We start from the raw sequence: 21,486 nt of genomic DNA, 5'->3' as shown, positions 1-21,486 counted from the left end.
TTGGTGAAAGCTAATGCTCGGTGGGGATAAAAAACCCACCGAGCAAAGTTTCACTTTATAAAATTTGACCTAAGCGCTTAATGCCCTCTTCTATCATTTCAGGTGTAGCGTTTGTATAATTCAGACGCATTGTGTTGACGTCTGATTTTGATGTATAGAATGGATTCCCCGGTACAAAGGCGACTTTTTGTTCCATTGCTTCGTGGAATTTGTCTAGTGCGTTGGCTCCGTTGTTCATCGTTACCCAAATGAACATGCCGCCCTCTGGTTTTGTGTACGAAACATGTGCTGGGAAATATTTATCCATTGCCGCTAACATCGCATTTGCCTGTTCTTTATAGAGTGCGATAATTTTTTCGACATGCTCTTCGTAGGCATTGTTTGTTAAATAGTCATGTAAAATATATTGTGCAAAAATGTTCGTATGCAAATCAGACGCTTGTTTGGCTGTTTCGATATGATTTAGTAGCTCATGATTTTTCGTTAAAACATAGCCTAAACGCATACCTGGTGTTACCGTTTTCGAAAACGAACCAAGCACGACGCTATTTGTCATTTTCCCTGCTGCGATGTACGGTAAATGCTCTCCAGTAAAACGTAATTCACCGTATGGATCGTCCTCGATGAAAATAACATCTTCGTCCTTAATGGCTTCATAAACCGCTTCACGACGCTCTTTCGTATACGTTAGCCCCGTTGGATTTTGGAAGTTCGGTACCGTATACACCATTTTTACATTTGGCTGTTTTAATGCGGTCTTTAATTCGGCAACATTAATGCCCTCGTTTTCTAACGTCACGCCATAAAATTGTGGCTCGCGTAATGTGAACGCCTGGATTGCCCCTAAATAGCCAGGTTCTTCAATAACAACGCCGTCTCCCTTGTTTAAAAGAACTTTTGAAATCAGTTCTAACGCTTGCTGTGAACCTGTTGTAATTAATACATCATCGGCTGTGTAGTTTAAGCCGGGTTGTTTTTTATTGTATTTTTCTGCAATATACTGACGCAGCGGTAAATAACCTTGTGTCGTTGAATATTGGAACAGCTTTGCACCACTCTCATCAATTGCTTGATTTACTGACGCTTTTAGCGCATCGATTGGAAATGAAATCGGATTCGGTAAACCACCTGCAAATGAAATGACATCCGCAGAATCCGTTACTTTCAAAATGTTGCGGATGAATGAGGATGGTGTGTTTAAAATACTATCAGAATATTGCATGTTGAGTTCTCTTCCCTTTATTTTAAATTTTCAAAATTTTATCATTTTTTAGTTTACGTTACAATAGGCATGTCACTTTTTAGCATATACTTACCGACTGTTAGTAGAATTATGACATGAATGCGTTAGTGTTTACAGAGTTTTTGAAAAAACGTTTACTTAATCTTCATAACACGTATTTTCCAATACAAAATTTAGATTCAAGTGGATTTATCTAATGAAATTCGTTCTGCTACGCTAAGCGAGACAGCGGTTGTTTTAATTAGAAAAAAGCACCATTCCCTTCTTAAATAGAAATGATGCTTCGAATTGGTTTAGAAGAAAATCAACAGCAGTGCACCTACTAGGAAGCAGTAGTAGGTGAAATAATGTAGTTTTCCGTTTTTCATAATGCCCATGAACCAACGCATGGCAAAGTAGGTCATGAATAATGTCGCAAAGAATGTGACTGCATACGGAAGTGCCAAGTCCATTTTGTTTGGCTCATCGATAAAATCGCTAATTCCTAGTACAACTCCGCCTAAGCTTACTGGTATGTATAGCATAAACGAAAAGCGTAATGCGGTTTCTTGTTTCATGCCGACTGCAATCGACGAGATAATTGTTGCACCTGAACGGCTAATCCCGGGTGTTAAAGCGACCGCTTGCCCAAGACCTACGATAAAAGCATCTTTTGCAGTTAAATCGCCATCCCGTTTTGTACCGCGCATATTCCGAATTAACCATAGGGCAATCCCGGTCACAAATAGCATCATCGCAATCAATGTCATACTCACATTGTCCGCAATATAATCGCTCAACAAAATCCCTAACACACCAGCTGGAATCGAGCCGATAATGATATATAAAGCGAAGTTGAAATCTGCTCGATAGCGCTTTTTACGTGTTTTAATAAATAACAAAAAGCCTGTCATTAATCGTATAATATCTTCACGGTAAATATACATAATCGCAATTAGTGACGCGGTGTTTGTTAAAATTGCGAACGTAAAGCCTTGCTCACCCATTCCTAAAATCTCACTAGCAATCATGACATGGCCGCTTGATGAAACTGGAATTGGCTCCGTAAAACCTTGCACTAAGCCGATGATCAAATGCTTTAAAATTAAAATCAAATCGAAGTTTTCCATCTGCATCTCCTAAAAAAATAGTTATCTTTTGTTAGACGCTTTATTCCCCAATATGTTCACTTCTTTACGAAAATACTGCTCACCAATATGTGCAAGCGCTTTTGGTAATGTCCCTTCCGTTAGTAAAAATAATTTACGTGTCGCACGAGAAGCAATTGTGTACAGCAAATACGCGTCCATATCTTCAGCATAAACGTGCGCATTTGCATCAGCTAACACAACCGTCGTAAACTCAAAGCCCTTCGCCATATAGCCGGGCATAATGAGCAGTCCTTTCATATAGACCTTTTGCTTTTCGGTAATCAATTGTAGCTCAGGAATGAACGGCTTCAAATCTGTGTATAGCTGCTCACATACGGCTTTATTTTTGCACAGGATGACAAAACTGTCGTTCGTTTCATACTGCGTTTCTGCTAAGTCTTTTATTTTTCCTAGCAAATCATTTGTTTGAATGATTTGTGGCTTGTCTCCTGCGACTCCCAGTGAAAGCGTTGTTGTATTATTTAATATCGCACTCATGAAATCGGTAATTTCATTTGTAGAACGGTACGATTTGTTGAGCTCGATTACTTTAAAATGCTTGGCTAATGGTTCTGCAAGGGAATCCTTCATTTGTGGATGCACGAGCTGATTTTTGTCGCCCAGTAATGTGTAATGCGCTTTGGGATGCATCGCTTTAATGGCTAGCAGCTGCAAATACGAATAATCCTGAATTTCATCGATAACGATATGCTTAATGGTATTGTCGGCGTACATGCCTTTGACAACCGCTTGCAAGTACATCATCGGTGCTAAATCTTCATAATAGATTGTGCGCTTTTTTAATGTTTCTGCTGTCGCTTGCGAAACAGATTGTGTCCATAAATCATCCTTTTGATAAGCCAGTGATTGCACATACATTTTGTTCAGATTTACAAAGCCGAGCTGCTGGATGGTCATTTCAAGTTTGCCGTATTTCTTTTGTAATCGCTCATTTACTTGCTGTTCGATTTCTTTATCCGTACCGATGTACGTTGTGACCGCTTGTAATTCCTTCATAAATGCTTTGCGATCCTTCACTTTACGCTGCGTGATTTTTTCGAGTAACAGTGTACGAATTTTCTTTAGGCGAAAATCAATATCTAAACCGCCAAAGCGCGTGTAAAATAGCTCTGATATTTTTTTCGCAGAGGCGAAGAGCTCCTCGCCAATTTTTAAGTTATAAAACGGCATCCCTGCTTTTTTTACACTTTCAATGTAATGGAGCAGCTGCTTTACATAGCCATGTGAACCTTTAAAGGCATAGCTTGCTCGCGCATCTGGGCTTGCTGTGTAGAGACGTTCGATATTTTCGTAATTTGTTTCGATTTTATAGTGCGATAGCTTTACATCTTTCGCTAAATGAAAGTACGTCGTATGTTGCACATTTTCTTCACCTAGCTCAGGTAATACATTAGAAATATAGTCGTTGAACAGGTCTGACGGTGAAATGAGTAAAATACTGCGTGCATTCATCGACTGGCGATATTCATATAGTAGAAAAGCAATTCGTTGCATCGCTACCGAGGTTTTACCACTACCTGGTGGCCCAAGTACAATTAAATTATCCTTATTGGATGAGCGTATAACAAGATTTTGGTCACTTTGAATTGTTGCGACAATGGACTTCATCTTTTCTTTTGCCGTATCCGTTAATAACCCCTGTAACACTTCGTCGCCTACATAAATATCGGCATCAAACAGCTGCATTAGCTCATCATACTTTATTTTATATTGACGGCGCCCCTCGATTAGAACATCAATGTATTCGCCATTCGGAATTTGATAGCGTGACATACCGACCTTATTTTCATAAAACAAGCTCGAAATCGGTGCACGCCAGTCAAAAATTAAGACGTCATCGGTTTGTTGTTCACGGAATGTTGAAAGTCCGATATATAAATGTTCCTTCTCGCCCTGTTCATTTTCAATCGAGATACGGCCAAAATAAGGGCTTTTATATAAAATTTGCGCCTTTGCTAGCTGATCACTTTGCTGCAAATATTCGCGCTCTCGTAACTGCATCGTTTGTAGCATCTGCGAAAATTGAATGGCGTTTTCACCCGACACATCATTAAACTCCGCCGAAGCTTGTGTGCGTTCCTCAACAATTTCGCTTTTTTGTTTTTGTAATTGCGTTTCTAAATCCACAATATGTTTTTTTAACAGCGTACTAATTTCTTTTAAATGTGTTTGTTCTTGCTGCCAAATCGTTAGTTCCATCTTCGGTCGCCTCCAAATGCTTGGAAAGTAAAAACTTTCATTTCGCACTTTTACGTAAAAATACATGCTACAACAAAATGACATTTCATTCAATCGTTGTACGCCAACTTTTCTTTTTTCCATTTTTCTAACATTTTCAAACCTCAAACTATATTCAATGCCGACACAATTTATTCAAAAATTTTAGCATTTTTAACTAGAGCAGATTTTTAATTGCTGGCATTTTGATTTGCCTATTTTTGATGATTTATTGATTTTGGACTGTTCTTGCACTTTTCATGCTTTTTCTTTTAGATTTATTCATTTCTCGTTTTTCATTCGATAATTCATTCGATAATCTTAAAATTAATATTTATTATACAGTTCAAAAATTACTATAAATCTATACATTTACACTTTATTTTTTGTTAAAGACGAGTATTTACCTTTGCTTTATTCGAGCTATATTAAGGTAAATACAGCATTTTGTAACAATATCGCTATAATTTCTTAATATTACTATTTCTTTTTTTAAGCTATGATGAACCTGTAAGCCATAATTCGAAAGGAGCATTACATTTTGAAAAAAGTCATATTTTTTGAAGTACAAGGTGGAAGTGATAAAGGGCCAGATGGTTATCGTCCAGATACGATGCCCATGGTAGAAGCATTAAAACAGCGTGAGCAGGATGCAGAAGTTATTTTCTTTGAGTTAGAAAAGCGCGATGAAATTTTTAACTACGTTAAAGACAATGCGATAGCTTACGTATCACGTATCAACCCTGGGAACTTAGCGCATGAAGCCGAGTATTTCGAGATGCTACGTGAATTATGTGCAGCAGGTGTTGTTGGGATGCCACACCCTGATGCGATGATCGGTTACGGTGCGAAGGATGCACTAGTGAAGCTACGTCATACGTCATTAGTTCCTGAAGATACGTATGCCTACTATACAATTGAAGAATTTAAAGCAACATTCCCGAAATCACTTGCTAACGGTGAGCGCGTGTTAAAGCAAAATCGTGGGTCAACGGGTGAAGGTATTTGGCGCGTGCAGTTAGTAGACGAGTTAGAGGATGGCGATTTAGTTGTGCCATTAAACGCGAAAGTTAAATGCACGGAAGCAAAGGACAATCATGTAGAATACCATGAGCTCGATGCCTTCATGTCATTTTGTGAGCAATACATCGTTGGCGTAAACGGCATGCTTGTGGATATGACATTCCTACCACGCATTAAAGAAGGCGAAATTCGTCTATTCATGCTGCGCGACAAGCCGATTAATGTGGTACACAAAAAGCCCGCTGAAGATGCAGACGCATTTAGCGCGACATTGTTCTCAGGCGCGCAATACCGTTATGATAGCCCAGATGATTGGGTAACGCTTGTACACGGCTTTTTAGGTCAGCTAGATGAAGTCACTTCCCTATTAGGAGGCTATGATTTACCACTGATTTGGACAGCCGATTTCATATTAGATACAGATGAAAATGGCCAAGATACATACATCTTAGGCGAAATGAACTGCTCATGCGTGGGCTTCACATCTGAGCTAGAACTTGCGCATAATGTGGCAGAGGAGATTTTGGCTTGTATTAACGAGACGGTACGGGTTTAAGCGGACTTGAAAAACGCTTCGTAGTAAGTTTCGTTTTGGGTGGGCTAGTGTATGATCGTATGTGCGAGATTTTTAAATAGAGTAGTTTTTAGCATTAGATAAGGTGAACCGTACCATAAGTAAGTGCGGTTTCATATATGTTTTAGAACAGTCTATGAAAAAGGTAGGCTGTTTTTTAGTATTGACATGGAGTTAACTCCATCTTTTAAAGTGAATATATTAAAAGAATGGAGTGATGGAAATGGCTATTGTGACGTATATATTGATTGGATTATATGCATTTTTAACGGGATTAGCAGGTATCAAACAATGGAAAGATGTAGGATATCATGTACGAGCCTTATTATTTGTTATTATATCAACAGGTATAATTTTAATCTTATTTATACCAAATAAAGACTTGCTGTTTATATTACTAATTTTCCTATTTATTTTGCTACATATATTGACGATTATTCAAGGGAAAGTAACAAATGGACGAATTAAGTACGGTCACCATATCATTCGTTTCATTTTCCATAGTATAATCCTTCTAATGGTTTATAAATTTATAAAATAGTAGGTGGTATTGGTGAAAATTGGTGAATTTGCAGAGCGTACCGGTATTAGTAAAGATACTATTCGATACTATGAAAAGATAGGTTTATTACATCCAGAAATTAAAAATAAACATCGTGACTATAACAATAATGAAATCATTCTAATTGAAACCATCATTAAACTTAAACAAACTGGATTTTCACTATTAGAAATTAAAATGCTTTTTGAGTGGTCGAAAAATACGGATCAAAATAAAAAATTAACACAAGAAGAAATTCAAAATGTTCTTCAAATAAAAGAGATATTTCATAACAAATATGTACAAATGGTACAAAGGGAAAATAACATTAAGCAAATAAAACAGGTATTACTAAAAGCAGATCATAAAATTGAGCAACTATTAGAAAGAAATAAGGGTTAGAATTTTTATGCTTAATAAAGATTTGTAGAAAATAATTACTTTCAATAAACCGCACTTAGGTGTGTAACGGAGAACCGTATCATAAGTAAGTGAGGTGTTTTTAGTAGCATCGATTTAGTATTGGTGCTACTTTTTTAGGAGCAAAATAAATGAGTATGATTTTATGTTTAGGTACAAATAATGAAATACGGATCGCCGACAATGATAATATTGAAGAATCTTTATTTGTATTAGATAACTGTAGAGAAGAAGGTTTAACTATTAAAAAAAATGTTTTTTCAACACCATTTGCTTATGAAATTGATTTCAATTATGGATACGAAAGCATTTGGCAAATGACAGAATATAATGAAAAATATTCGCCGCATAATTTTATAAAAGCTAAAGCTACCTTCAATGCTTTTTGTGAACAACTTAAAATGATTATTCCAAAGGGCGATATTTGTGAGCTTTATTATTGCTGGATTGGTGAAGAAATAGATTCTATTGAAGGTAATTTAGAATTTAATTTAAATGAAGTAGTTCATCAATCAGTTTATATAGATGAGAAATTTTATATAAAATTCATCCATGAATAGTCTAATTTTATTTCAATAAAAAAACGCATTTAGCCAACCTTACCATAAGTAAATGAGGTTTTTGCAAAATAAGTTACAGCACCCTCTAATCTGATGGAGTGGTGCTGTTTTGTTATACCTAGATGAACATTTGTTGCATGTATAGTTGTTTTTACTTTATTTAATATTCACCTTTAATTACAAAATATGAGCCCCGTATTGTTCCAGCTAACTTAGACTTCTGCCTAGCAAACTTAAACTTTCCTTCTAATTCCTTAGGTACCTCCATCCCCTCAGAAAGCTTAAAACCAACAGCACGCTTCTTAGGATCATCCACCGTATACATGACGTTGACCGAAAGACCATCCTCATAAAAGACGTAAGTAAATTTGATATTTTCTACTTGAAAACGTGAAGTTTCTAAAGGTTTGGCCGCAAACTCAATATCACGATTTTCTTTCAAAATTCGGTTCACATAATCAAGGGACTCGAAGGATTCGCTAGCTGGTACAACCGTAAATTCATGCTTGTATTTGTTCATAAAGTAACGGGCTTCATTAGCACGTAAACCAGCTAGAGCTTCTGCTACAGGAGAAGACTCTAAGCCAACTGTGGACATATTTTTAAAATCAACGATATAGGCCATTTCCAACCTTCCTTTTTCTCTTTATTTCCTAACTACAGGAATCAACATTTCACCATAAAAGACACCGTTTCGCTGCTCCATTACAACCGCTGCATTAGGTCCACCAACATAGGCAATATCGTTTGCTTCTTGTAAGGATTGACCAAAAGCAATGCCTGTCACTTTATTACACAATTCATCAATCGTATTCCCATCGCCTTTAACAACTAAGTATTCGCCCTTAGGAAATTGGATAATTCTAGTTTCTGTTTCTCCTAGTTCTGGTGCTACTGCCTCTGTCATGACGCCAGCATAATGCATCATCTTGTTATTCACGGCTTCGTTCACGATAAAAACGTAGTCGTTTGTGGCTATCGCTTTTAAAGAATCTAGTCTTCCATCTTGGCTGACGGCCTGCCAAAAGTCTGCTTTTTCCTTGTTTATACCAGCAAAGTCGGTGTAATGGCTCGTTAGCTCAGTTCCAATACCAAATACGGTAAAACTATCTTTTTCTTCTAGGTTATAAATTGCCATTTTCAAAATCCTCCTAGTTTTTATTAATCAAACGATTTGTCTTTTCACTTGATGAGTTTATAATATCCTTAAATCATGTCAAAAAATGATACTGTTTTGGAGGCAACAATGAAAAAAGTTGAACGTATTAATATTATCATGCGGTATATCAACAATCGCGCCCATTTTACAATTTCTGAAATCATGCGAGAATTCAACATTTCTCGTTCAACAGCTATCAGAGACATCAGAGAAATTGAGGCCACGGGAATGCCACTTGTCGCTGAAGTTGGAAGGGATGGCGGGTATTTTGTTATGAACAACTCTGTCCTGCCCACTGTTCGCTTTACCGATAATGAGATTAAAGCTCTTTTTATTGCCTTTATGGCCACAAGAAATAAACAACTCCCTTATCTAAAGAGTCGTCAGTCTTTAGCTGAAAAATTACTATTTCTCATCTCAGAAAACCAGCAAGATGACCTTATTCTTTTAAATCAAATCTTGCTTTTTGAAGGGACCAACCCGAATAATCCCGATTTACTTGATATGTCAGACCTACCCCATCCTATGTTAGAAAAACTCATCCAAATCCTTCTTTTGGATAGCTATTTATCAATTACTATCAAAGAAGAGAATTTAATAAAGCATTATTCAATTTATCTCTTGCACCTTTATCATGAAAAAGGCCTTTGGCTGATAGAAGGTTTCAACTTAAAGGATGAAAAGAGGCAGATTTTCCCTGTCGACAATCTCACCAATGTCGAACCATACCTTACGAAAAATAGACTAAGTAAGAAAAAGATTTTAGAAAAACTAAGTAAGCAGGAAGAAGTAATTAACCTTGTCCTTGAACTAGGTCCAAATGCGATTGCCCAGTTCAAAAAATATCATCCTTTAAAAGTTTCTATTTCCTATACGAATCCGTACCAAGCCACAGCCATTCTAAAGACTTTTATCAATGTTAATAATCCCGAAGAATTAAATGAAATAACAAATTGGATACTTTTCCTAGGTAGGGATATCAAGGTCAGGGAAATGCCAGAAGAAGTTTTAGAAGGTTTACAAGAGAGATTATACTTATACTGCCCATAAGCAGTACTAGTTAAAACCCAAATGATTTGAGCTTGGCCAGTTACCAATTGCTTTTATTTTATACACCCCGAAAAGATAAAGGTTTCCGAATGTTAGAAATGTTTTAAAAGGGTCATAGCATTTTTAACAGCACTAAATAAACTCAATTTAGTAAAAAAGTTAAACCTCATTTAGATTTGTTACGGTGAACCGTATCATAAGTAAATGAGGTTTTTAATACGGCGCAGTCAATTAATATTGACCGCGCCATATTTCATTTATTTATAAAATAAATCAGCGCCAAAAAACGTTTCAACATCATTTGATTCGGTAACTGGCTGAATCCAGCAAACTCCAAATTCTATAGGAAAAGCTGTTTTTACTTCCAGCCCATTTTTCAGCAATTGGCCATCAGTAGTCGTAAAATCTGCAGTAATACCAATTGTTAATTTTACATCATCTTTATAAAATGAAAGGGCTTCTAGATTTTCTCCTGTCTCTGGATAGCTATTGAGCAATTCATTTTCAATAATACATTGAATAGTTGCAGGTGATTCTACAATAGGAACTGTAATTGAAAAGCGACCGTTTACATTTGGGCAATGAGCGGTTTTAGGAAGTGGTATAAAGGTGTAAGGTATTTTTTGTTGCCCGTTCAATATCATAATAGGTCCAAGAGGTGTATTTAACATAATCATCCTCCGTAATTAGCACTCTAATTGTAATACGACTTTCGTAAAATCTTTAAAAACATCAATATGCTTGTCTATAGTCGCTTCTAAAATATCAAGTTCAGTTGTGAGAGGTTGGCTCATTAAATAATAATTAGCTTCCTACTCGACTTGTAGGTATTTATTAATTTCTTTGTTCATATTGGCCAATATGTCGTTTTCCTCTAATACAGCTAGTATTGCTAATCCCTTTTCAATGTAATTTGTCTCTTCACTCATTTTAAGATTGTTGTGGCAAATCCCCATTCTAATATAAAGAATCCCCATTTGTACACTTAATTTATATTTTTTTACTAGGGGTAAGGTCCTATTTATTTGTTGCAGTGCATTTTCTTCTAGGTTCTCTTTTATAAGCATTAAGCTATAGTTCATACGCAAATTTACTTCAAGTCGATTAATTGACTGAAAATCCCCATATTTTTTTAAAGTATTATCAATGTATTCCATTGTTAAATCTGCACTCTCAATTGGAAATAAAAAAAAAATACTATTTATTAAATAAAGATCCTTAATATAAAGGTGTTCTTTCCTTGAAAATTCCTCCAATAAATCTTTTGCTTGTTCTTTATTGAAATATATATCACTACTTTTAATTGATTCAATTAAAAATAAGCTTATTTTTTTTATGAGTGAAACAAGAGAATCTGCATTGGTTTCTAAGTAAATTTCGCATTTCAAAACTAGATTTTCTAATAATGCCTGGCTATTTACAGGTACTCGAAAAAAGTCTCTAAATATTCTTTCTTTATCTGAATACCTATATCCATCTTTAATATAAAGGAATTCCTCAAGTTCTATATTCAAATTATTTAGAATTCCGATAAATGTGGAGGCATTTATTTCGATAGTTTCATTCTCAAATTTAGAGTAATTTCCTTGTGAAAGAAATCCGTTAGATACTTGTTTTTGAGATAAGCCTTTAGATAATCGAATATCACGAATTGTATCCGAAAGTGTCATACACATCCTCCTTGTTATTCATATGTGAATAATTATAATCCAAAAATGTAAAAAGATGTATTCTATTTTAAAAGGAGGGATTGTTATGGTCTTAATTATAATGGACTTTGTTCAAACATTAGACGTATGGCTAACTGGAACCGGTGTTTTGTAAGAATATAATAAACATTCACTACAAATGGCATACTTAAAGTTATGTGTTGGGGGCAATACAATACATTATCTGTTTCTACGATTTCTCATTATGCAAATTCAGATAATTACACCCAAGAAATTCATAGAGAAGTAAATGCGAAGCTTCTCAAAGCTGTAAAACAAAATAAAAGGGGGATTAATTTTATGAAATGTTTAACAAAGATTACTAGTTTTTTGATTGTTTTAGCTATGGCATTCAGTTTAAGTGCTCCTACTTCTGCTATGGAAACAAGTTCTTTTGAAAAATTATCATTAACAGAAGAAGAGATAGAAAAAGGAATTGAGCAAGCATTACAAATGAAATTGGCTGAGATTGATAATATCGAAGAACGAAAAGAAATGGAGATTGGTATTAGAGAAAACCTTGAAAACATCGATATTTCTAATATTCCACCAGATTCGATATCTACTATGGGGTTTGACCTTGGAGATATTTGGACACCTAACCTTCCAGATATTCATATTCAGAATAAATATGTAGCAGGAGCAATTGATACAATTATAAGTGGAATCCTTATTGCCTCTGGAGTAGGCACATTAGCTGCTGCATTAAAAAAATATGGAGCAGAAGAATTAAAAAGAATATTCACCAATACAATTAAAACAAAAGTTATCGGAAAAGCAGCAATAGCTTTAGGAATCAGTCTTCCTGTTATTGCTAGTTATTTAAATTATGTGCTTGATCCTGCGGGAGCAATAGCTGAATATCTTGATTCTAAAGATGCGAAACCAAATAATGGATATTTCGATGTTGTGTGGTAATCAAAATTGAACGAAAAATTAAAACTAATTTCAATTATATTTCTTTATCTTTTAAGTGGATTTATTCTTTATGTTCTAACTGATGAACATAAAACCTTTTTCTTATTATATAAATTTATTTACGGAATACTTTTTTTCATAATTTTGTATTATGCTTATAAGTATTTAGCAAAGAAATATAAGTAATAAAAAACCACTTCGTGGACTTGATTTATAAAATGTACCCTATACGATATAAACTTTGAAAAAAGACTATCGTATAGGGTATTTATCTTTTAATGAGAAAAAAAGATGTTGGAGCGGATGAGAAATGACTTAAAATTTTTTACTAAAAAAGATCAGGAACAACTAGAATGCAATCCAAATGTTTAAGTAGTTAGCGAGCGGCGTATCGACAAACAGGTATAGACGGTTTATATCGTTTAAATCAGATCCCGCGCCGCCAAAACCAAGGTGAGGGGTTAGAGAGTAGTCATAATCCAACATAACTTAGACCATTACGAATTCCTTAACATTGTTAAAATAGGTGATTCCGTCAGAAAAAAATCTTAATGTTGTAATTCCACATTTTTCTGACGGGACCCAAGAATAAGCTATTTACCAGTATGTGAATCCATAAGCTTTCCTGTCTTTAAATCGTAAATTTTATAATCCATTGCCCAAATACGGTCTTTGGTCACCGTAACCTCACAGTAATAAGGAATTGATTTGCCATAAGCATCGAGTTCAGGAATCTCATTGAAATTAAATTGTTCGTCTGTTTGAAGCATATTGAAAATCGAATTAGAAGAACGACCAGATGAAGATATTTCTATCGTGCATTTACCATTAACAACATCAAAGTCTTTCGTTATTACATATTTTAAACTTGGAACAGTCATCCATAAAATTAGGAGTGCCATTAGAAAACCGCTCAGCATTTTAATCGTCGACCAAAACTTAATTTCTCTCTTTCTATACATACGAATAAAAAAAATCGCACTGCCTATAACAAATAACACACCTAAACTAAATAAAAAATAATAAATAAAAACAATAATCCCCTCCCTACAATAAGTCATTACTATATTTACATTAATTCAATTATAAAAGTTTCAAAAGTCATCTTTATAACATTCCCAAAGCGGTGTTTGGGAGTATTGCTAAACATAACCTTGTAATTGCATTCGTTATTCAACAATCGGGCGCGTTTATGGAGTAATGCTAGTAGAAAATGTTCAAACTTACTTATAAAAACTAAACTTAAAAACGCAAAAGAAGAATCCATTTTGATCAATCTTTTTTCAAAATGGATTCTTCTTATTAATCGTAAAATAAAGATTTACGAGGTGTTTTCTCAAACTTTATTTCAAAGTTTTACATATATACAAATACAAAGTTTGATTATATATAATCAAACTCAAAACCTCTAAATATAAAGTCTGGTTTTATTTTATTATACTATTTACCCTATATTATCTATTATTGTGGAATGGCCTTTTTATTCTAATTTTCGTTCTTTGTCGTAAAATCAGGTACGAACCAATGGATGAGCAATCCGGCAATTGTTGCGTAGGCGATACCGTGGGCATATCCAACTCCGATGATAAAGATAATTGCGACGATGACTAAATTTTTCATATTAGCCAAACTAACTTTTTCTTCAATGATATGACGGATCCCCATTCCTGCGATCATACCAAACAACAAGATACATATGCCGCCCATCACTGCAACTGGAATGGATTGGATAGCAGCTCCAACTTTACCGAACAAACCAAGAAGAATCGCAAGAACAGCAGCACCCTGAATAATCCTACTTGAATACTGGCGTGTGATGGCTAGAACCCCGAGATTTTCCGCGTAAGTAGTTTGTGCAGGTCCACCGATGAAGCCGGAGATTAATGTTGCAAGGCCATTTCCCCATAGGATGCTTGAAAATCCAGGATCCTTTGTCACTTCTTTTCCTGTAATCTCATTTAGTACAAACATATGTCCAAGGTCTTCGATGATGGTAACCAAGGCAATCGGCGCCATGCCAAGGATCACAACCCACGTGAATTCCGGCATGACGAAATGTGGAAGAGCAAAAGCAGGTGCGCTGGCGATGGTATCAAAATCAACAAATCCACGCATCGCAGCATAGGCATACCCTATTGCAAGACCAATTAAGAGTGGGAAGATGCGGATCACCTTAGTTCCCGCAAGCGTAGCAATGATCGCCGCAAGAAGGCTGACGATAGCGACATCCCATTGGGTAGAAGCCATGTTGGTCACCGCAGTGGTTGCCAGCGAAAGACCGATTATACTTACAACCGGTCCGACGACAACTGCAGGAATTACTTTTCTGACTTTTTCAAAACCGACAACTGAAATGATAATAGATACAATGGCATAAACAATGGAAACGCTGATAAGACCTGCAACTGCTTGACCTGGTGATTTTAACTCCCCCACATACAATGCTAGCGGAGCAATAAAAGCGAAGGATGAACCTAGATACGTAGGAACCTTTCCACGTGTAATAAGATGGAAAATCAGGGTTCCTAAACCGCTGGCAATAAGTGCACTTCCTGGATCAAGACCGGTTAGTACTGGAACCAAAACTGTTGCACCAAACATTGCTAACAAATGCTGTAAAGATAATGGTATCGCGCGAAAAAAATTTTTCAAACGTGTCCCCCCTTTACTATTGTCTTGCTATATGATATTTCTCCTATTTAATTTTTAGAATAAAAGTTAAAGAATAATACTGATTGATATTTCATGTTTTCTGTAGATGCTGATTATTACAAGGAGAGTAAACGTAATCGTTTAATATGCTTTTTTCTTATATAATGGTATTAATGATAATGGGAACTATTAAGCGGTATTTGGCTAAGATCAATAAAGACTAATTATTAATAAAAAACTGCGTATAAATTAGTTACGGAGTATCAAATCATAAATAAGTACCGTTTTATAAAATTCCCCCAATAGGGTAAATCACCGCTATTTGAATTAAAATATTATAAAAAGGAGGTAGCTTTTATGCACTCAATTAACAAAATAGGTAACAGTTTTTGGTATATCACTCCAATATCGGTAACCGATCGCCCTATTCTAGGAATGGTGGTCGGCAATAATAAGACATTAATGATTGATGCAGGCAACTCTGAAGCCCATGCTAATTATTTTCAGAAGGAACTTTTAAAAAGAGGAGTTCCCAATCCTGATATGGTTGTTCTTACTCATTGGCATTGGGATCATATCTTTGGCCTTTCAGCATTATCTAATACAGTTTCCATTGCTTCCAAAGAAACAAAAGAAGAAATGGAGAAATTAATCCCATTTTCATGGTCAGACGAGGCAATAGATGAGCGAGTGAAAGAGGGAACGGAAATTGAATTTTGCGCCAAAGCCATTAAGGAAGAATTCAAGGATCACCGAGATATCAAGATTGTCTTGCCGGATGTAACTTTTGAAAAACAAATGGAAATCGACCTTGGCGGGGTAACCTGTATTGTTAAATATGTTGGAGGGGACCATGCTGCCGATTCAGCAATCGTGTATATTAAAGAAGAAAAGATTCTCTTCCTTGCTGATTGCATTTACCCTAATCTTTATGCAGTAAAAGAAAACTATACAATCAAGGAAACGCTGCGGCTATTAGATGAGTTAGAGCAATTTGATGCAGATACATATATACCTTCGCATCAACAGCCAATTTCAAAAGAGGAATTCAATCAAGAAGTAGCCCAGCTTAGAACGATTGCAAAATATACAGATATTTGTGGTGGGGATGGACAGAAAATAATGATGGAATATAAAAAACATGTACAAAGGGAATTGACAGAAGACGAAAAAGAAACGATTTCTTTCTTTGTAAATGGTTATTAAATCAAAAGGCAGTGGTGCGCACCACTGCCTTTTTTAAGTAAGGATTTTATAGAATCAAACTAACGATGATACTTGAAAGTACGCTTACAAGTGTGGCACCATATAACAGTTTCAAGCCAAAACGAGCGACAGAATTCCCTTGCTTTTCATTTAGACTTTTGACAGCCCCGACAATAATACCAATAGATGAAAAGTTGGCGAAGGAAACAAGGAATACAGAAAGAATGCCCATTGTTCGTTCACTAAAGTGATAATTGCCTCCGGATAAATCCAACATCGCCACAAATTCATTAGTTAGCAGTTTTGTCGCCATAATGGATCCGGCACTTGCCGCTTCAGAGAAAGGAATCCCCATGATGAAGGCAACTGGAGCAAAGATATAACCTAATATCTTCTGGAAAGAAATATTAAACAATAGCTCAAACACATGATTGAATCCCGCCATCAACGCAATGAACCCAATCAACATGGCCCCAACAATAACGGCAACCTTGAAACCATCAAGGATATACTCGCCGAGCATTTCAAAAAAGGATTGTTTTTCATTCGCCTCAATCTCTAATAAATCCTCATTTGGGTCAACCTCATAAGGATTAATTATAGTAGCTATGATAAAACCGCCAAATAAATTTAATACTAAAGCTGTGACAACGTATTTTGGTTCCAGCATCGTCATATAAGCCCCAACAATGGACATTGATACAGTAGACATCGCCGACGCACATAGCGTATACATACGCTGGTTTGAAATCAGACCGAGTTGCTTCTTTAATGTGATGAAAACCTCTGATTGTCCGACTATTAATGAAGCAACGGCATTATATGATTCAAGTTTACCCATCCCATTTACTTTACTTAATAATAAGCCAATTCCTTTCATAAGGAATGGTAGGATTTTTAAATGCTGAAGAATCCCAATTAATGCAGAAATAAATATAATTGGCAGTAATACAGTTAAAAAGAATGGAGCCTCTCCCTCATTCGCCATGCCACCAAACACGAAGGAAACTCCTTCGCTTGCATATTCGAGCAGCTTGTTAAAAACTGTAGCAATTCCCTTGATGATGATTAAACCAAATTCTGTATTTAACAATAACAATGATAAAAGAATTTGAATGACAATCATTGTGATAATTGGTTTGAATTTTATCTCTTTTCGATTGGAACTTGCCAGCCAAGCCAAAAACAATACCACAAGAATACCTAAAATAGAAATAACGTATTGCATATGTAACCTCCTGATGAAATAAAACATAATGTGCGGGTTTCAATTATTTGTGATTGTAATAAATATTTTGTCCATATTTAATAAAAAAGAACCGTACATAGTTTTTTTAAATAAGCTTTGTTGAAAATGGTGTCATAGAGATGTTAATAGAAAGTTATTAAAAAAGCAAAAAAAATGATTAATGAATAATTTTAGATAGGTCTGAGGGAATAAATAGAGAATTAGAAAAACCCCGAATAGGTACACTTTTTATAAAGTTTTCACTATTCCCAATATTCAGGGATCAGTTCATTGAGCACTCTTACACCTTTTTCATTAAAAGTGGAGAACAAGCATTATGTTATTTTATGGATGTTTTGGGTTTATTTAATATAAATGCTATACTATTAAAGTCTATTTATTCTAGACAGTAACTATTAGGGGGCGTTCATTATGAAAAATATTATTAAAACAATGAATCATTATAGAGGGAGAACGTCTAATTAACAATTTGCTAGCGTTTTCCCGAATTTGAGAGGGGAAAATGAATGGAAATTCGTAATGTGGAATTAGTAGAAGTCAATGCAGATAATTGGTATGAATGCTGTACGCTTGAAGTATCAGTAGATCAACAAAATTTTTTAGAGCCAAATGCGTTTTCAATTGCTCATTCAAAGTTTGAAACTACATTAAAACCTTATGCTATTTATTTTGAGGGGAAAGTAGTTGGTTTCTTAATGTTTAATTCAATTCTTGAGGAATTGGATGGTTATTGGATATATCGAATTATGGTGGATAAGCACTATCAAGGTAAAGGTATTGGTAAAGCTGCCACTCAATTAATGATTTCAGAAATAGCCAAAATACCGAATGCAAGGAAAATCATTGTTGGTTATCATCCAAATAATTTAAATGCACATAATTTATATGAAAGTTTAGGGTTTATTGATTATGGTAATCGATTCGGTAAAGAGATGGCGGTTATCAAAACTATAAATGAACAAGTAAAAAGCCGTACTTAAACTAGTTACGGAGAGCCGTATCATAAGTAAATGCGGTTAATTAAGCACCTTATTTTCAATTACCATGCTTTTACTTAGCTGGACCTCTGTGTTGATGAAGAGGTCCAGCTAGCTTAAGCGGTCAGAATACACATTGAACAGGGCAGATGAGCTTAAAGCATCCTTGAATGATGGGCGTATAGTACTGTTCATCTACTCGGTCAATGTACCCTTTTCTATAAACTTTACAGAAAAAAAGACTGCTGTAGATATTTACATACCTAACTAGCAGTCATTCTTAAAAATTATTAAACAAGCTTAAATCGATTAACAACCTCTTGTAATTCATTTGAAGTCTTTTCCATATTATCGATCGATTCAGCCACCTTTTGTAACTCTGCTTGTTGATCTATAGCAGATGCACTTACTTGTTCAGCAGAGGCCGCAGTCTCCTCTGATATAGCAGATATACTTTGAATCGCCATAATCGCTTGATTTTTATGCTCTAACATAGAAGAAAGTTTAGTCATTAGCTCATTGATTGATGCTGCAATAGAACGTGAAAGCTCGCTATTTTCTTTAAATGCTAGTTCAGTGCTTTGCACAGATTCATTTTGAGCCCTCGTTAAATCAGCGTTTGCAGCAATTACAGCAACGGTTTGCTGCGAATTCTCTAAAATGCTAGATACCGTTTTCTGAATAACTTCTGTTTCCTTTTTGGATTGCTCCGCTAGCTTTCGTACTTCCTCAGCCACAACAGCAAAACCTTTCCCATGTTCACCCGCACGAGCTGCTTCTATACTAGCATTTAACGCTAATAAATTTGTTTGCTCTGTAATACCTTGAATTGACGAGATAATTTGATTAATGTTGGCAATATTAGAGGCCAATGACTCCATTTGTTGTTGAATGCGTCCATTCATTGCATTCGTTTCTTCATTACGTTCACGTAAGCTTTCCACTTCTTGCATTCCTTTATCTGTAGTAGCTATTGTTTTATTCGATAGCTCATCCATTTCATTCGATAGGTTTGTAATAGCATCAATTTGATCAGATAAGTCAATCATTCGATAATTTGTCTCTTCTGTATCCTCTGATTGCTTCGAAGTCCCTTTAGCAATTTCATCAATTGCTGTTGAGACTTCTTCACTTGAAACAACAATTTCGTTAATAGCTTCATGAACATTATTGGATGATTGGTTAAGCAATGTAGTAGAATCTAACACCGATTGAATGGCACTATTCGTTTGATCTAGCATGTTATTATAGGCTAATGCAACAGCACCAATCTCATCAGGTTTAATAAATTTCTCATCTACTTTGTGAGTTAAGTCACCCTTTGCTGCCGTTTCAATAGATGCACGTAAAATCTTTAACGGCTTCAGTTGTTTGTAGATAAACATCGCACTAGCAGCCGACATTAAAATAACCATAATAACTGAAGCTATAATCGTATAGATAAGTACTTGATTAAAAGTTTCTAGTATTTTGGATTCCGGCAACACTAATTGTACGGTCCAAGTTTCATCAATGCCATCTAATTTCATCGGTGCAAAAACATTAAACGAATTTTCCTTAAGCTCTTTGGAATCCATATACAAACTTTTTAGCTCGCCATTATCCATCGCTTGTTTAATACTTGTCCAATCCAAAGTATCCTGCATATTTATTCCGTCTAGTGCCTCAGCAAAACTATTGGTAGTTAAAATACCGTTATTTGTAATAATTGCGGCATAGCCACCATCTGGCTTTACGGACTCTGTTAATCCATTTAAATAGTCGATGGATAAATCAGCTGTCAATACGCCAAAAACTGCTCCTGAAGAATTGACTACAGGTACAGCAATCGTAGTCATTAGTACTGTCTTTCCATTTACATTATATTCATATGGCTCTGTTAAAACTGCTCGTTTTTCTTCCTTTGGTACCCAATACCACTCTGAAACACTCTTATCTTCGAGACCTTCAATAGAAGATTTTGATATCGAACTTCCATCCTTAGTTAAATAAGGGATAAAGCGATTTTTTGAATCTACTAATTTAGCACTAATTGTTGGCTCTATCGTTGCAGAGTTCTCTTCAAATACAGCCCCTACTCCAAGTAAATCTTCATTATTGAGTAAATTAGTTTCCATAATTTTCATTATGGTTTCTCCTGAAAGTTGCTCTCTTTTCTCTATACTCTCAATAATACGTTTTGTCGTCAGTAATGTAGTGTTTGTTTTCTGGAAACGTTCATTCATTATTGCTGCAGAATATTCAGCAGTTTGAAGTGTTGCACTTTCTGCATCATCAACACTCTGATTCTTTAAAACAACACCTGATAACAAAGTATAAGCAAGAAATAATACTAAAAATACTCCGATAATTAGGGAAGATAGCTTTAAAGCAATACTCCTAGATTTTTTCATTACAACACCCCTTTTTTAAATAATCATAATAGATGGACTAATGTATCACAATAGAATATTTGGCGAATAAAGCAGAATATTACTTATTCACAAAGAAATTTAAGGGTTATATTACATAAATATAGAATTCAAAAAAGTGACTAACGATTTATTCGTTTCGCAAAACATAGTACAATACACCTGAATAAACTAAAATATAGAAATATATGTTATATTATCTACTAATTATTATGATTGGAGTGACTTAAATGAAAATTAAAGCGTTATCAACTTTTATGGTAACTGTTGTTACAGCCACTTTGGTATAGCTAATGGTTTCCAATTAGTGGGTACAAATATTTGGGAAATCCAATTGAGCTTGTGCACATTGAGGAAGTGAGTGGTACACTCAATCTTATTTGCAGAATCAGTGCAATCGCTTTAGCCATAGAGCCTAAATAAATC

The 21,486-nt window shown here is 35.3% G+C and carries 19 protein-coding genes; 8 read left to right on the top strand and 11 right to left on the bottom strand.

Going from position 1 to position 21,486, the window contains the following annotated elements; translation table 11 throughout:
* Positions 1 to 55: 55 nt before the first annotated feature.
* From O7776_RS02155 to helD, 3 genes are all read right to left on the bottom strand, one after another.
* Entirely contained in the window at positions 56 to 1,222 is a 1,167-nt protein-coding gene (locus O7776_RS02155; protein ID WP_274309017.1) for an aminotransferase-like domain-containing protein, read from the bottom strand.
* A 314-nt stretch (positions 1,223 to 1,536) separates the two neighbouring features.
* On the bottom strand, positions 1,537 to 2,352 hold the full coding sequence (locus tag O7776_RS02150; RefSeq protein ID WP_274309016.1) for an undecaprenyl-diphosphate phosphatase: 816 nt from the start codon (positions 2,350 to 2,352) through the stop codon (positions 1,537 to 1,539).
* A gap of 21 nt (positions 2,353 to 2,373) precedes the next feature.
* A complete protein-coding gene (gene helD, locus O7776_RS02145; protein WP_274309015.1) occupies positions 2,374 to 4,593 on the bottom strand; it encodes an RNA polymerase recycling motor HelD in 2,220 nt (739 codons plus the stop codon).
* Between the two features lie 559 nt (positions 4,594 to 5,152).
* Here helD and O7776_RS02140 point away from each other — a divergent pair.
* The 4 genes from O7776_RS02140 to O7776_RS02125 all read left to right on the top strand — a co-directional run bounded on the left by O7776_RS02140 (position 5,153) and on the right by O7776_RS02125 (position 7,729).
* On the top strand, positions 5,153 to 6,190 hold the full coding sequence (locus tag O7776_RS02140; protein ID WP_274309014.1) for a Cj0069 family protein: 1,038 nt from the start codon (positions 5,153 to 5,155) through the stop codon (positions 6,188 to 6,190).
* Positions 6,191 to 6,431: 241 nt separating this feature from the next.
* A complete protein-coding gene (locus tag O7776_RS02135; RefSeq protein ID WP_274309013.1) occupies positions 6,432 to 6,749 on the top strand; it encodes a hypothetical protein in 318 nt (105 codons plus the stop codon).
* Between the two features lie 12 nt (positions 6,750 to 6,761).
* Complete coding sequence (locus O7776_RS02130) at positions 6,762 to 7,151, top strand: MerR family transcriptional regulator (RefSeq protein WP_274309012.1); 390 nt, start codon at positions 6,762 to 6,764, stop codon at positions 7,149 to 7,151.
* Positions 7,152 to 7,300: 149 nt separating this feature from the next.
* On the top strand, positions 7,301 to 7,729 hold the full coding sequence (locus tag O7776_RS02125) for a hypothetical protein (protein ID WP_274309011.1): 429 nt from the start codon (positions 7,301 to 7,303) through the stop codon (positions 7,727 to 7,729).
* 160 nt (positions 7,730 to 7,889) lie between these two features.
* On the opposite strand, the gene O7776_RS02120 is transcribed toward O7776_RS02125, so the two are convergent.
* Together O7776_RS02120 and O7776_RS02115 are read right to left on the bottom strand one after the other, a co-directional pair.
* Positions 7,890 to 8,354: a DUF8821 family protein gene (locus O7776_RS02120; protein WP_274309010.1), complete on the bottom strand. Its 465-nt coding sequence runs from the start codon at positions 8,352 to 8,354 to the stop codon at positions 7,890 to 7,892.
* A 21-nt stretch (positions 8,355 to 8,375) separates the two neighbouring features.
* Positions 8,376 to 8,867, bottom strand: a complete 492-nt coding sequence (locus O7776_RS02115; RefSeq protein WP_274309009.1) for a GyrI-like domain-containing protein — start codon at positions 8,865 to 8,867, stop codon at positions 8,376 to 8,378.
* A gap of 108 nt (positions 8,868 to 8,975) precedes the next feature.
* On the opposite strand from O7776_RS02115, the gene O7776_RS02110 reads away from it, so the two are divergent.
* The gene (locus tag O7776_RS02110; RefSeq protein ID WP_274309008.1) at positions 8,976 to 9,938 is read left to right on the top strand and encodes a helix-turn-helix transcriptional regulator; all 963 of its coding nucleotides are present in this window, start codon (positions 8,976 to 8,978) and stop codon (positions 9,936 to 9,938) included.
* Positions 9,939 to 10,195: 257 nt separating this feature from the next.
* Here the strand turns inward: O7776_RS02110 and O7776_RS02105 are convergent, their stop codons facing one another.
* Both O7776_RS02105 and O7776_RS02100 read right to left on the bottom strand, forming a co-directional pair.
* A complete protein-coding gene (locus O7776_RS02105) occupies positions 10,196 to 10,609 on the bottom strand; it encodes a hypothetical protein (RefSeq protein WP_274309007.1) in 414 nt (137 codons plus the stop codon).
* 141 nt (positions 10,610 to 10,750) lie between these two features.
* Complete coding sequence (locus tag O7776_RS02100) at positions 10,751 to 11,608, bottom strand: helix-turn-helix domain-containing protein (protein ID WP_274309006.1); 858 nt, start codon at positions 11,606 to 11,608, stop codon at positions 10,751 to 10,753.
* A 339-nt stretch (positions 11,609 to 11,947) separates the two neighbouring features.
* Between O7776_RS02100 and O7776_RS02095 the strand changes: the two genes are divergently transcribed.
* Entirely contained in the window at positions 11,948 to 12,565 is a 618-nt protein-coding gene (locus O7776_RS02095) for a hypothetical protein (RefSeq protein WP_274309005.1), read from the top strand.
* A gap of 593 nt (positions 12,566 to 13,158) precedes the next feature.
* Here O7776_RS02095 and O7776_RS02090 read toward each other — a convergent pair.
* Together O7776_RS02090 and O7776_RS02085 are read right to left on the bottom strand one after the other, a co-directional pair.
* A complete protein-coding gene (locus O7776_RS02090) occupies positions 13,159 to 13,467 on the bottom strand; it encodes a hypothetical protein (RefSeq protein ID WP_274309004.1) in 309 nt (102 codons plus the stop codon).
* 583 nt (positions 13,468 to 14,050) lie between these two features.
* A complete protein-coding gene (locus O7776_RS02085) occupies positions 14,051 to 15,217 on the bottom strand; it encodes a uracil-xanthine permease family protein (RefSeq protein ID WP_274309003.1) in 1,167 nt (388 codons plus the stop codon).
* A gap of 357 nt (positions 15,218 to 15,574) precedes the next feature.
* Between O7776_RS02085 and O7776_RS02080 the strand changes: the two genes are divergently transcribed.
* On the top strand, positions 15,575 to 16,423 hold the full coding sequence (locus O7776_RS02080) for an MBL fold metallo-hydrolase (protein ID WP_274309002.1): 849 nt from the start codon (positions 15,575 to 15,577) through the stop codon (positions 16,421 to 16,423).
* A gap of 46 nt (positions 16,424 to 16,469) precedes the next feature.
* Here O7776_RS02080 and O7776_RS02075 read toward each other — a convergent pair whose 3' ends face one another.
* Positions 16,470 to 17,651, bottom strand: coding sequence for a NupC/NupG family nucleoside CNT transporter (locus O7776_RS02075; RefSeq protein WP_274309001.1), 1,182 nt, complete (start codon positions 17,649 to 17,651; stop codon positions 16,470 to 16,472).
* Positions 17,652 to 18,178: 527 nt separating this feature from the next.
* Between O7776_RS02075 and O7776_RS02070 the strand changes: the two genes are divergently transcribed.
* Positions 18,179 to 18,652, top strand: coding sequence for a GNAT family N-acetyltransferase (locus tag O7776_RS02070; RefSeq protein ID WP_274309000.1), 474 nt, complete (start codon positions 18,179 to 18,181; stop codon positions 18,650 to 18,652).
* A gap of 287 nt (positions 18,653 to 18,939) precedes the next feature.
* On the opposite strand, the gene O7776_RS02065 is transcribed toward O7776_RS02070, so the two are convergent.
* Positions 18,940 to 21,042: a methyl-accepting chemotaxis protein gene (locus O7776_RS02065; protein ID WP_274308999.1), complete on the bottom strand. Its 2,103-nt coding sequence runs from the start codon at positions 21,040 to 21,042 to the stop codon at positions 18,940 to 18,942.
* Positions 21,043 to 21,486: the final 444 nt, after the last annotated feature.

Origin of the sequence: Solibacillus daqui, from assembly GCF_028747805.1 — a bacterium.
GTDB classification, from domain to species: domain Bacteria; phylum Bacillota; class Bacilli; order Bacillales_A; family Planococcaceae; genus Solibacillus; species Solibacillus daqui.
The sequence above is the reverse complement of the archived record's forward strand: the minus strand, read 5'-3'. Positions and strand labels throughout refer to the sequence as shown.